Source organism: Hyphococcus sp. D3-15 (assembly GCF_055809375.1).
The window spans coordinates 1240831-1252936 of sequence record NZ_CM147910.1 but is presented as its reverse complement, the minus strand read 5'-3'; the positions used below and the strand labels follow the sequence as shown (position 1 = coordinate 1252936).

Genomic DNA, 12106 nt, shown 5'->3' with positions numbered 1-12106 from the left:
GCCGAGCTTACGCTCCTTTTCTTCGCCGCAAAATGGGGGATGTCCGCGGCAAAAAGAACCGCCCTTTCCATGCGGAAGGGCGGTTCCTTTAGTGATTGCAAGTGTTGAGGACGGCGTCGTCAGAATTTGTAGCGAAGCCCGCCATAGATCGAGGCGCCCGCACCCGGCGTGAAAATGCGCCCGTTGGACAGGGCCTGCGATTCGACCGGCGTCAGGCCAGTCGCGTATTTTTCGTCCGTCAGATTTTCACCCGAGGCGAAAATTTCAAGATTGTCATTCATGCGGTAGCCGGCGCTGAAACCGATCAAAGTATAGTTCGGCGCGGAAACTTCGTTTTCATGGTCAGCGAAATAGGCGCCGCCTGACATTTGCACATTCACGCCCGCGAACCATTTATCGCCAGCGCTGTAGCGCAGTTCCCCGCGATAGACATGCTGCGGTACGCCCGCAATGCGGTTGCCGTCCACATTCAGCGGATCAGCATCGACAAAGCGGAAATTGTTGTGGTTGTAGACGCTGCGCAAGGTCAGCGCATTGCCGGACCGCGAGAACATGCCCGGGAACAAATTGATGTCGACGCCCGCCTCAATGCCGCTATGGCGTGTCTTGTCCACATTGACGAGCGCATCGCCAAAGCCGTTGGTCTCGGGCTCTTCAACATTGATGATTTCATTTTCGATGCTGGTTTTGAAATAGGCGATGTCCCACCCGATCCAATCATTGATCCGCCCGCGCAGTCCCGCTTCATAGGAAAACGTGTCCTGCTCTTCGAGATTGATGATGTCTTCGGGATCGCCGGAAACCAGTTCGCCGAAAGATGGCGGCTCGTAGCTGCGCGCAGCATTGGCGAAGACTTCCAGCGATTTAAGCAGCTGATAGGTGACGCCGCCGCGCGCGGCCACACCGGTATAGTCTGCACTGTCGTCATTATCATCGACGGTGAGCGTTCGGTCGACCTTGATGAATTTCGCGCCAAGATCGACAACCAGCGAGCTGATCGGGTTAATCGCCGCTTCAACAAAGCCGGTCAGCTTCTTTGACTTCTGTATGGTTTCCGCAGTCAGATTGCCGCTCTCACCATCGAGATTTTCAAACCAGGCGACATCTTTTGAGCCCGAGCCGTAAGTCCCGCCGATACGCAGATCGGTGTCGAAAATCCAGATTCTGAAATTCCGGCGGGCTGTGAGGTTGGCGCCCCACTCGCTGCCGTTTTCATCGAGGATGCCGGCGAAATCGATATGCGGCGCATAGACATCGCGGCGCAGATAATGTCCGCCGCCTTCAAACTCGAGGCCGAACAAATCAAAATTCGTAACATTGGCGATGCGCGCAGTGGTCAGCTCGCGGCCAATCTCGCTGTCTTCAGCGCTGCCCGAGAACTCAATGATCGGCCCGCCGGAAAATAGCGGCCCAAGCGTGATCGCCGGCATGCCTTGCGAAGGATCGTCATCGAGCTGCGCCTGCGTCAGGCCGCCCGCATATTCATCATCGCTGCGCGAGACATCCAAAAAGAACCGGGTCCGGAAGTTCGGCGAAAATTCGTATCCGAGATTGCCGGTGAACAAGGCGTCGATGCGCTGATTATTGTCGCGGAACCCTGTCTCATAGCGCCCGGTGACGCTGGCGTAATAGTCAAGCGCGCCGGCAACCGCTGCAAGCTCCACATGGGCCTGCCCGCCTGGCGTGCCGTCCTTTGTAGAGCCGACATCGAAACGCGCAGAACGGGGCGCGCGCGCCGTGTGGCCAGTGGGCGATACGAAATTGACCGCTCCGCCCAGATTGTCGCCGACAAATTTGAAATCTCCGCCGCCGCCGCGGTAAATATTCACTTGCGAAACGGCGAGAAGGTCGACCTCCGCCAGGTTGGTTTCACCGTGAATGTCGGTCAGCGATACGCCGTCGCGAAACACATTCACTGTCGAGCGTTGCGCGCGATTGCCGACCGCATAACCGCGCATCACGATGCGTGGCTCCACAAGGTCCAGATAGTTGATAGTTACGCCGGGAGCGAAGAAGAAGGCTTCGCCCGCATCGCCGGCATAATTGTCCACATAGTCATCCGCTTCGCGAATATCGATCGCGCTGGGCTGCGCCCATACGCCGAGTTCTTCTAGCGGGCGGTCCCGCAACAGGCTTGGCTTGGCGACAAAGGGCTCGCCTTCCGCCGCGGCTGCGGTCGCCAGGCACAGCGCAAATACGCTTGCCGTCAGCGCTGGTTTGATTTTCATGCGTCGCCCCTATTTCGAATTCTTATGCGCCGGCGTCAGACTGAAACGCCGGTGAACAAACCGATATCCGTATTCGAGAAATTGCTGAGCCCCGGCAGCACGTCGTTAAGTTCTGTGTCGTTAAGGCCGAACCAGCGGCCGAAAGTCGCCGCATATTGATCGACCGATGTCGTTGGAATGAGACGGCCATTGCCGGAATCCTGCGAATGCTCAAGCACCGGCAATGGGAAACTTCCGTGCATGCGATTGCCGGCGAGCCCGCCGCCGACGACCAGATGGTGCGCGCCCCAGCCATGATCAGTGCCGTCGCGATTGACGGTCAGGGTCCGGCCGAAATCCGACGCGGTGAAAGACGTCACTTCGTTGCCGACGCCCATATCAACGGTCGCATCATAGAATGCGCGCATAGAGGTCGCGATTTCGTTGTGGCGGTTGGGAATGGAGTTCGCCTGGTCGGAATGGGTGTCGAAACCGCCAATGCCGACAAAGAAAACCTGACGGCTGACGCCAAGCACCTGGCGCAGCGCGATGATGCGCGCCACCACTTGCAGCTGTTGGCCAAGGCGGCTTTGCGGGAAGACCGTATCAAACGGCGCCGGCTGATCGAACGACTCGCTCAATGTCCGGTTGGCGTCGATCGAACGATTGACCGAGTTCACATAATCGCGCTGAAGCAGATTGGCGAGCGTTTCGTTCTCGGCGCGCAAATGCGATTCCAGCAGCGTCGGCAATGCATCGGAGCCGAGATAGCTGTTGTTTTCAATGCCGCGAATGACTGCAGGGCCATTGGTGCCGACTTCAAACTGGCTTGCGAGTTCGCCGGAGAGAAACACCTGGTTGCCGGATGTGGAGACCACCGTAAAGGTCGAATCCGGATTGGCGTTGGCCGCCAGCATGATGTCCGCGAGACGCCCGCCCCAACCGAACCGCGCGCCTTCGGGCTGCGACGCCATCCAGGTGGATTGCTGGTCATTATGGGAGAACAGGCGCGGCGGCAGCGGCCGCGACCGGTTGCGGTATTCTTCGCGATTGACCGGCACAACCAGCGGCCCGACATTCGAGACCAGCGAGCAAGCGCCGTCGCCCATCAATTCATGCAACGGCCCGAGCTCTGGCGGCAGCGCGAATTGGCGTCCGCCAAAATCCGAAGCATTCGCGAGGTTCATCGGCAGCAGGCGATCGCGCGCGCGGGTGGAGCCGCCCTCAAGATCTTCATACCGGTCGAACAACGAACTGCGGATATTCGCGTAAGCGTTGTAGTTGGCGGTGTCATAGGGAATGACCACATCGTGGCAGTCCATGCCGCCGAACAGAAAGACACAGACCAGCGCCCGGTAGCCGCCCGTATCCGCCGCAAAGGCGTTAAAGCGTGCGAGGTCGAGCGCGAAACCGGCGCCGCCCGTCATCGACAGCGCAGCGGAGGCCTTCAAAAATTGTCGTCTGGAGGGGTTCATGTGCGCCGCCCTTTTACTAACGCTGAGTGATGTAGTCGGCAGACGTCATCATCATGAGGACGGCCGCAGCAACGCGGGTTTCTTCGCGCGGATTATTCTGATTGCCCTGAATGGCGGTGACCGCTTCGATGATACGCGCCCGGCTTTCCGCCCGCAGCGTGCCATAGGTCAAAATTTCGTCGAGATGATCGACCAGCGCCGCCGGATCATTCGCCAGCGCAAGCTCGGCGGAATAGTCCGGCACATAGGTGCTGTCGGAAACGCGCTGACGCACAAAGCCTTCGATGAAATTGGCGTAGCCCGTGATGCTCGATCCCGTGGTGATCTGGAGTTCCGGCGCAACCAGCCCAGCCGCGGCGCTTTCAGAGCCCGGCAGCACAAATCCCGGACGGTAGAAGTTGAACACCGACGGAGAGCGATAAGCCTGTTGGCCGAGCCGCGACGGCGCAGAGGTGTTGCGCAGGATTTCGGCGCCGTCCGTCGTGGTTTCTTCAACGCCAAAGGCGCGCGCCCAATGGGTGAAGCGCAGCACCGGCTCGCGCAGCTTGCCAAAATTCGGATCGTCAATGCGAGCGACGTCGCGTGCTTCCGCATCGAGCAGGATCGCCGCCACAACAGCACGCATGTCGCCGCGCGTGCCGTCGCCGACGCTGCTGCCATTCGGCAGCGCGAATGAACCGCTACGGAAGGCGTCTGCAACGCGGCCGACATAGCCGCGGCTCGGATTACTGGTGACCAGGCGCTGAATAAGCTGGCGAGAGATGAAAGGCGGCGTATTCGGGTGATTGTACAACACGTCGAGCGCCATGGAGATGCTTTGATCGCCCGGCGTGTTCGCCGGTATCGTTGCGCCGAGGAAGCTCTTGGCCTCCGGCGAATGTTCTTCTTCAAACATCACCAGCGGCAGATATTCAGACTCCAGCGTTTCGGGACGTCCGAGGAAACGGTCGCGCGAGGCCCAGCTAAGGCCGGTGAAGACCTTCGCCATCTCGGTGACATCGTCATTGGTGTATGTCTCGATCGGGTTGCCCCCGCCATCGAGGCGAACCACGCCATCGGGCTCAAGCTCCAGCAATCCGATCGTGAATAGCTGCATCACTTCGCGCGCATAGTTTTCGTCCGGCACGACTTCGCGTTCAGCATCCGCTTTCTGATTTTGGAGATAGGTCAGAAAGATCGACATGGCCGGGCTGTAGGTGACATTTTCCAAAGTCTGACGGAAATTGCCAAACGCCCCGGCGGACATGATGTCCATATAGTTCGCCATCGCGACCGGGCGGTCAGCGAGTTGCGAGTCCGAAAAGGACGCCACGAGGATTTGAGACAAGGCGTAGCCAACACGCTGGCGCAACTGGTCGTCGCTGGTGATGGCGCGGGTCCAGAATGCTTCGGCGAGCGCATCCGGTCCGATGTCTTCGCCCGACGCTTCCGCGATCAACACTTCCTGCAGGATCGATTCTTGCGGCTTGGCGAATTCCGACAGCATCCAGGCCGAAACGCCCGATGCGACAAGCCCGTCAATATCAGCCTCTGAAGGACCGAATGTCGACTGACTGAGAAAGCGTGAGGCCGCTTCACTGGTCATGATATCCGCAGCGGTCGGCGGCGGCGGCGCTGATGACGCCGGCGGCGCCTCAGCATCATCGCTGGAGCCGAAACATGCGGATAGCAGGAACGCCGCAGAACAAACGGCGCCCATTCGCGTCAATTTATGAAGATCGCGCATATGCATCATCACGCCCATTTCCTACCTGGTGCGTAAGAAATTACGGGGCATCTGGTAAAAGGGCGTATACAAAAGCCCGGCAATTTGACTAAATGTCTCGCTGAAATCCGCATACGGAGCGGAATAAGCGCAGCAAATGCACACCTTACGAAAAAGAGAAGTTTGCATTTTCACTAGGCTTGAAATAAATGCGCTCGATCACGCGTTCGCCATCAATGCGTGCGACCTGAATGATAGTGTCAACGATGGACAGAATGTAATCTATCGTCTCCTGACGACCGAGCGGCAGGCCCGCCTGCATCACCATCAGCGCAAGTTGGTCTAGCGCCCCTTCGGGACTGTCTGCATGAACAGTGGTGATTGAACCCGGGTGACCGGTGTTGATCGCGCGCAAATACGCCGCTGCTTCAACGCCGCGAATTTCGCCCAGAATGATGCGGTCAGGACGCATGCGCAGCGCCGCCTCCAGCAAATCCGTGATGTTGATGCGCGCTTCACCCAGATCGCCTTTGGCGGCGACAAGGCCAAGCCGGTTTGGCTGGTTGAGACGCACTTCGCTGGTGTCTTCGACGGTGATGATCCGCTCATCTTCGCCGATCTCGCGCAGCAGCGCATTGAGAAGGCTGGTCTTGCCGGTCGACGTCCCGCCGGACACCAGAATCGATTTGCGACCGCGCACCGCAAGACGCAGGAAGTCTTCAATCTGATGCGCGTTCAGGCATTCGCAGAGTTTGCGATCGAGCGCGCTTAACGCGCCATCGCTTTTTACACGCACATTATGGAAGCCCTGTGCGCCGGCGAAATCAGAAAGCTTTAGATCGCTGACCACATGACGACGGATCGCCAGCGTCCAGTTTTCACCCGCAGCGGGAGGGCCGGCCATCTGAATGCGCTCGCCGCTGGGCAGGACCGCCGACAGCAAGGGTTGTTCGCGATTGACCGCCTGCGCACTGACGCGCGCAATCTGTCCGGCCAGACGCTGCAATAAAAGATTATTGATCGCGGCGTCTTCATGTCGCTCGAAACCGCCCGCCGCCCGCTCGATCCAGACCTCGCCGGGACGGTTGACCATGATCTCGGTGATGTCCGGCGCGCTGAGCCACCGCTCAAACGGTTTTAAAAACGATTTGAGATAAACGTCGCGGGATTCCGCCTCGTCGATCAGCGCCGGTTCGCTCATGGGCGCAGCCCTTGATCCTGCCCCTGCCCTCCGGCAAGCGGCGGAAAATAGAGATCGCGCGCAAGAAAGATGCGTATCTCCGTACCCTGCTTCACCTTCACCGTCGGCGGGATATTGATCTGTTGCGACAATGCCTGCGCGGCGATCGCCTGCGCTTCGGAAGTCGAGCCGATGATGATCGGCGAATTATTGTCATAGACCAGCGCATTGGCGCCGACATCAATCACCGACAGCAAGATCGCCGACCCAAAACGCTGAAAGAAATGCCTGTTGACCTTGCCGGGCAATCCCGCGCGCCCGAGCGTATCGGTGGCGGGCGATGCGAGTTCGATGGAAATCCCGTCCGGCGTCAGCAGTCGCGACCAGATGACGAAGGCGCGCGATTCTCCAATCGCGAGGCCGGAGCGATATTGCCCGATCAACCGGCTGCCGCGCGGGATCAGCACGGTGCGGTTGTCGAGGCTTCTAATGTCTTCGCTGACGACCGCGCGCGCATAGCCTGGCAGGTCTGAATTGATCGCGGTTTCCAGAACCCCGGAAATAATGGTGCCTTGCGGCGCGGTGCGCGACAGATCCGTGATCCGGGTCGCCCGCACGGTCTCCGTTCCGCTTGAGCCGACGCGGTTCGCAAACACATCCGATGCGGTCAGCCCTTCAACCGCCGCCGCCACAGAAGCGCCCGCCCCCGCAGTATCGGCGTCCGCCTCGCGCGGGCGGCTATTGTCGATCACCAGCGCCGGTGAGCGCAGGCTCGATTGCGACGGCGTCAGATCAGGCTCGGCATTGACCCGTTGGCGCTGATTGGCGGTGTTGTTCATTGTGATCCGCGCTTCGGCGCGGCGGGCGTCGGCCCGCGCCTGCGCCGCTTCACGGCGGGCCGCTTCCGCTTCCGATTGCGCGGCGGTGAGTTGCGTGCGCGTTTCGCTCATCATGTCTTCGACGGACGCCGCCTGACGGCCGGCGCTTAATTGGTTGAAGACAAAGACGCCGAGCATGGCGAGGGCTGCAAAGCCCACCAATGCGCCCAGACGGTCGCCGCCGTCATTGGCGACGCTTGGCATGGCGTAAGCGTTCGCTTCTTTCAGCGCGCTGTCGCTCATTTCCTGTCTCGGATCATGACCGCCGCTACGATACATCAGCCCTGCTCCTCATCGCCGCCAAAGACCCGGCCGAAAAAGCCGCGCTTTTTCGCGCGCTCGCGCGGCGCATCAGGGCCGGGATCAACCGGCGCATAGACGTCGTTGTAGATCAGCGTTTCGAAGTCGCCATGCTTCAACGAAAAGACCGGTGCAATTCGATCCACAACGACAAAACCGTCTTCAAAGCCGTGATTGACGACGCTTTCCTTATCATCCTTGTTGACCAGAAAGATCGCCGGCGCGGGCGCGCCTTCGGGCCATTTGAAATAGGTTGAACGGCCATCATCGAAAACTTGCGAGGGAACGATCTCGCGCGAGCCCTGATAGCTGTAATTGCGATTGACGACGCGCTCATCCGGCGCAGGCGGCGCGACATAGGCCGCCGCTTCCGCTTCCAGCGCCTTCGCCAGTTGCTTTTGTTCGGGATAGGTGAAGCGCAACACATACACCATCTCGCCGGGCTTGGCGTCGCTGGCGCTTTTCGCCGTCAGTTCAAAAATATAGTGGCGCAACGTGGTGACGACAGTCAGATTGGTCGCCGGCGCTTCGCTGATCGGTTTCAGGATCAACACATCGCCGCGACGATTGGGCGTCACCTGCCAGGCGGCGGAATCGCCAATCGCCACATTCTCGATCACTTCATCATCGTTGAATTCAATGATGGTCTGAAATCCGAAATGCCCGGTCAGCGAATAGACTGCGTTGTCAGCGAATGTACGGGTTTTGATGCGCGAGTCCGCATAGGCGTGCGGCGCGGCCAGAACCAAGGCGCAAACAAAAACTATGAGGCGAAAATTGATCATGCAAAGCGCCCCCGCGCCCCAAGACGGTTTTCAAAACTGCGATAGGCTTGGCCCGTGCGGCGGCTGGCATAGGTCGACGGATTGCCCTGCGCGGCGAAAGCCGTCTGCGCCGTCGCGCTGGAACGATTGTCCCGCGCCGCGCCGACGCTGCGCTCCACCGCGACGACCATGTCTGCGACGCGGCCATTGCTGGTATGCGATGCGGCGGCGGCGGATTCTGCGCTGCGCGCTTCGCTGGGCGCTATGTCTTCGCGCCCCTTCGGCAGCGCCCAGGAACCTGTAAGTTTTGCGCACATGCGCAAGACCTGAACCATGAGCAGCGCAAAGACGAAGACGGTCACGGCGAGCACGAAGACCGGTTGCGGATTGACGTCGCCGCCTGCGCGCGCATCAGCAATCGTCAGCACCATAGGTTCGACGAGAAGCAATACGCCGCCCGCCAGCGCCATCGCAAAGGCCGCAACCAGCGCATAATTCGCCAGTGTTTTCAGCCAGCCTTCAAACAGGCCGCGCGTCGCCGCAAAAAGCGCCAGCACTACCAATGCAGGGCCAAGCGCCAGCAACAGCCCAAGCACGATTTTCGCAATGATCAACACGCCCGCAGTCGACAGGGCCAGCAGGATCGCGCTGAACCAGAGCAGATTGACGATGCCGTTCGATTTCGCCGGGGTCGGCGTTTCGATTTGTTGCGGCGGCAAGCCATTAGCGAGTTCGCTGGCGCGATTGATCGCGGTGTCGTTCCACTCGCTCGCCAGCCGGATGAGTTCGCGCAATACATTATCAAGCCGCGTGAACACGCCATCGCCGCCGGAGAGCAACATCGACGCGATATGATCGGCGCCCCCGTAAAAGAGGTTGAGAAACACCGCCTGATAAGCGCCCCACCGGGTCGCGAAAGCGAGCACCAGCCCGATCAGCAACACTTTCGGCGCGAGTCCGGACAAGGAAAGCCCGCTGCGCCCTAAAATGAGCTGGAAGCCATAGATCGCGATGTAAATCGTGAGCGCGCCGGTCAGCGCCGGTTCAAGAAAGCCGAACGGGCCGAACATCGCATTATAGGTGGTCTCCACATAGGCGGCGACCTGGCAATCGACCTGATCGAGCAGCGGCGCGACAAGGCCGGTTCCATCCGTTGGGGCGCAAGCGATCTGGTTCATTCCGCCGCCTCCCGATAAGAGACTTTCGGCAGATCGAATTCGCTTGCGGCATTGCCCAGAAATGCAGGCAGCCAACAGGCCGGATCGTCGCCGACTTCGCTGCGCAACCGATCAAGCTCGCGAATACTGCTTTCGCGGCCGGAGAGAATTTTCAAGACGCCCGGCATGCCGGACAGATCGAGCCGGGCGACAACGCTATGTCCGCCCTTTTTGATGAGCACGCAGCGCGAATGTTCCGGCAGGGATTTCACAATGTCGAATTCATGCGACGTCAGCCCGAAGCCGCCGCGATATTCCGCATCCTGCGCCCGCGGGTTCGGCAGGAACATCTGCACCGCCGTCTGTTCGGTGATCGTCGCCGCAATGCCGCTATCGAGAGCATCGCGCGCAGATTGCGTGACGAAGCCGACAATGCCGTTGCGCTTACGGATGGTCTTCAGCCAATCCTTCAGGCGATGGGAAAAGACTTCATCGTCCAGCGCCTTCCAGCCTTCATCAATGACGATGGCGGTTTTCGTTCCATCAAGGCGCTGACCGATGCGATAAAACAGATAGAGCATCGCCGGGCCGCGCAGATCGGGCGCGTCGAGCAGGTCGGTCATGTCGAAGCCGGTGACCGCCGCGTCGAGATTCAGCTTGTCGGCGGGATTGTCGAACAGCCAGGCATATTCGCCGCCGCTGTGCCAGCGCGCCATGCGCGCAGTAAGGCCGCTTGCAGACATCCGGCTGGCGCCGCCAAGCATTTCAACGAAATATCGTAAACGCCGGAACGAAACATCCTGTTCGAAATTGCTGTCTACCGCGTCGGCGATGATGGCGCGTTCGTCTGACGTCAACTCGCCGCCGGGGCCCGCCGCCAGCCGCGCAATGAAGGTGCGCAGAAAGGCGCGGTTCGCCGGAATGTCATCAAGCGCCAGCGGATTAAGCCCGGACGGCGCGCCCTCGCGCAGCACATCATAATGTCCGCCAATGGCGCGTAGGAAAATTTCCGAGCCGCGATCCTTGTCGAAAAAGATCGTGCGCGTATCGAGCTTGCGCGCCTGCGCCAGCAGAAAGTTGAGAATGACGGTCTTGCCGGTGCCGGACGGACCGAGCACCAGAAAATTGCCGAGATCGCCTTCATGAAAATCAAAAAGTACGGCGTTGACGCCGTGGTTTCGAAAAGCGTGACGGGCCCGCCCCAATGACCGCCATCCGGGGCGCCGATGGGAAACCCGTGCATGGAACAAAGTCCGGCGAAATTCGCTGTCGAGATCATGGCGCGCCGGGCGATGTAGTCTTCATTGCCGGGAAACTGCGCCCAGAAAGCCGGTTCAAGATTTAGATCTTCGCGCACGGCGATGGCGCCGATATCGGCCAACGCCGCCTGCGCCAGCGCCGCTGCATTGTCGAGCGCTTCAACGCTCTCTGCGCGCGCCATGACGGTCAGATGATGCTCGCCAAACCCCGCCGCGCCGGACGAGGCGTCATCCTTGGCAGATTGCAGGCCTCGCTTCAGCGTAACAGTGTCGTCATCGGCGGCGCGCAACCGGCGCAATGCGAGGTCGATCCGCTCCTGCGCGGCCTGACGCTCCACAAAGCGGAAGCTTTCAGAAACAACCAGTTCGAACGGCAAACGCAACAGATTATCGATGACGCCGGGCGTGGTGACGGACGGATAGTCCTTCACCGACAACAGGCAGCCAAGAGACGCCGCTCCGGCGCCGCGTTGCTCCAGCGCATCGGCGCCAAAGGATGTGCGCTTATAGGGAATGTAATTCCCGCAATCATCCGCCGGCGCCATGACCGGTTGCAGATCGCCATTATAAAGAAGAGAGATAAACTCAAGCGGCTCCGAGCAACGCCCTGCAGCGCCGTCGTAACATTCAAGCAGACGCGGCCCATAGGCGCCGAGCGAGGCCATCAATCCCTCGCGCGCGCCATTGAGCGTTTTCACCGCCTGCACCCGGCGGGCGTCATCATATTTCTTGCCGCGCGGTCCAAGCTTTTGCAAAAGGCCGCGCTTGCCCGATTGCGGCCAGTAGACGAGCGTCAAAAACAGCTCATTCACAAATAGCCGCTTTTCGCCCATGCGCGCGCGCCAGAGCCGATCAATGCCGGAGGTGACAGGATCAGCGAAGCCGCCCTTCAGGTCCGGCGACACTCTGCGGCGGACGATATGGTGATAGAGCGTGAACTGGTGATTATTGATGGCGCGCAACATGGTGTCGCGCACCGCCTGGCGATGATTCAATTCTTCGGTGTCGGCGGTCTCAAAAGCCAGACCTGCAAGATGGATGGTTTGCATGACCGCGCCATCGCGCAGCAGCAAGGTCGCGCCATCCGCATGCGCCGCATAGGGCAAGCGCGCGCCGGCCCGCTGTTCTTTGCGGGTAAGACGTGACGTTTTTTGCTTGCTGGCGCGTTTTTCCATTATCGC

At 60.0% G+C, this 12106-nt stretch carries 7 protein-coding genes and 1 pseudogene; all 8 read right to left on the bottom strand.

Translation table 11 applies throughout. The annotated features are described in order from the left end of the window. Positions 1-119: 119 nt before the first annotated feature. On the bottom strand, positions 120-2228 hold the full coding sequence (locus AC0L8G_RS06205; protein WP_473387708.1) for a TonB-dependent receptor family protein: 2109 nt from the start codon (positions 2226-2228) through the stop codon (positions 120-122). A 35-nt stretch (positions 2229-2263) separates the two neighbouring features. Then, positions 2264-3682 (bottom strand): DUF1501 domain-containing protein, encoded by a 1419-nt coding sequence (locus tag AC0L8G_RS06200; RefSeq protein WP_473387705.1) that lies wholly within the window; start codon positions 3680-3682, stop codon positions 2264-2266. 16 nt (positions 3683-3698) lie between these two features. Next, positions 3699-5417, bottom strand: coding sequence for a DUF1800 domain-containing protein (locus tag AC0L8G_RS06195; protein ID WP_473388813.1), 1719 nt, complete (start codon positions 5415-5417; stop codon positions 3699-3701). A gap of 136 nt (positions 5418-5553) precedes the next feature. Further along, complete coding sequence (gene virB11 / locus AC0L8G_RS06190) at positions 5554-6588, bottom strand: P-type DNA transfer ATPase VirB11 (protein ID WP_473387703.1); 1035 nt, start codon at positions 6586-6588, stop codon at positions 5554-5556. Then, positions 6585-7724 (bottom strand): type IV secretion system protein VirB10, encoded by a 1140-nt coding sequence (gene virB10 / locus AC0L8G_RS06185; protein ID WP_473387701.1) that lies wholly within the window; start codon positions 7722-7724, stop codon positions 6585-6587. Before virB10 ends, virB11 begins: the two co-directional genes overlap by 4 nt. Further along, positions 7724-8530: a TrbG/VirB9 family P-type conjugative transfer protein gene (locus AC0L8G_RS06180; RefSeq protein WP_473387699.1), complete on the bottom strand. Its 807-nt coding sequence runs from the start codon at positions 8528-8530 to the stop codon at positions 7724-7726. Before AC0L8G_RS06180 ends, virB10 begins: the two co-directional genes overlap by 1 nt. Further along, positions 8527-9687 carry a TrbL/VirB6 family protein gene (locus AC0L8G_RS06175; RefSeq protein WP_473387697.1) on the bottom strand — a complete coding sequence of 387 codons (1161 nt, stop codon included), beginning with the start codon at positions 9685-9687 and terminating at the stop codon, positions 8527-8529. The genes AC0L8G_RS06180 and AC0L8G_RS06175 overlap by 4 nt, the downstream gene beginning before the upstream one ends. After that, positions 9684-12100 (bottom strand): annotated as a pseudogene (locus tag AC0L8G_RS06170) (VirB4 family type IV secretion/conjugal transfer ATPase). The gene AC0L8G_RS06175 and the pseudogene AC0L8G_RS06170 overlap by 4 nt, the downstream one beginning before the upstream one ends. Positions 12101-12106: the final 6 nt, after the last annotated feature.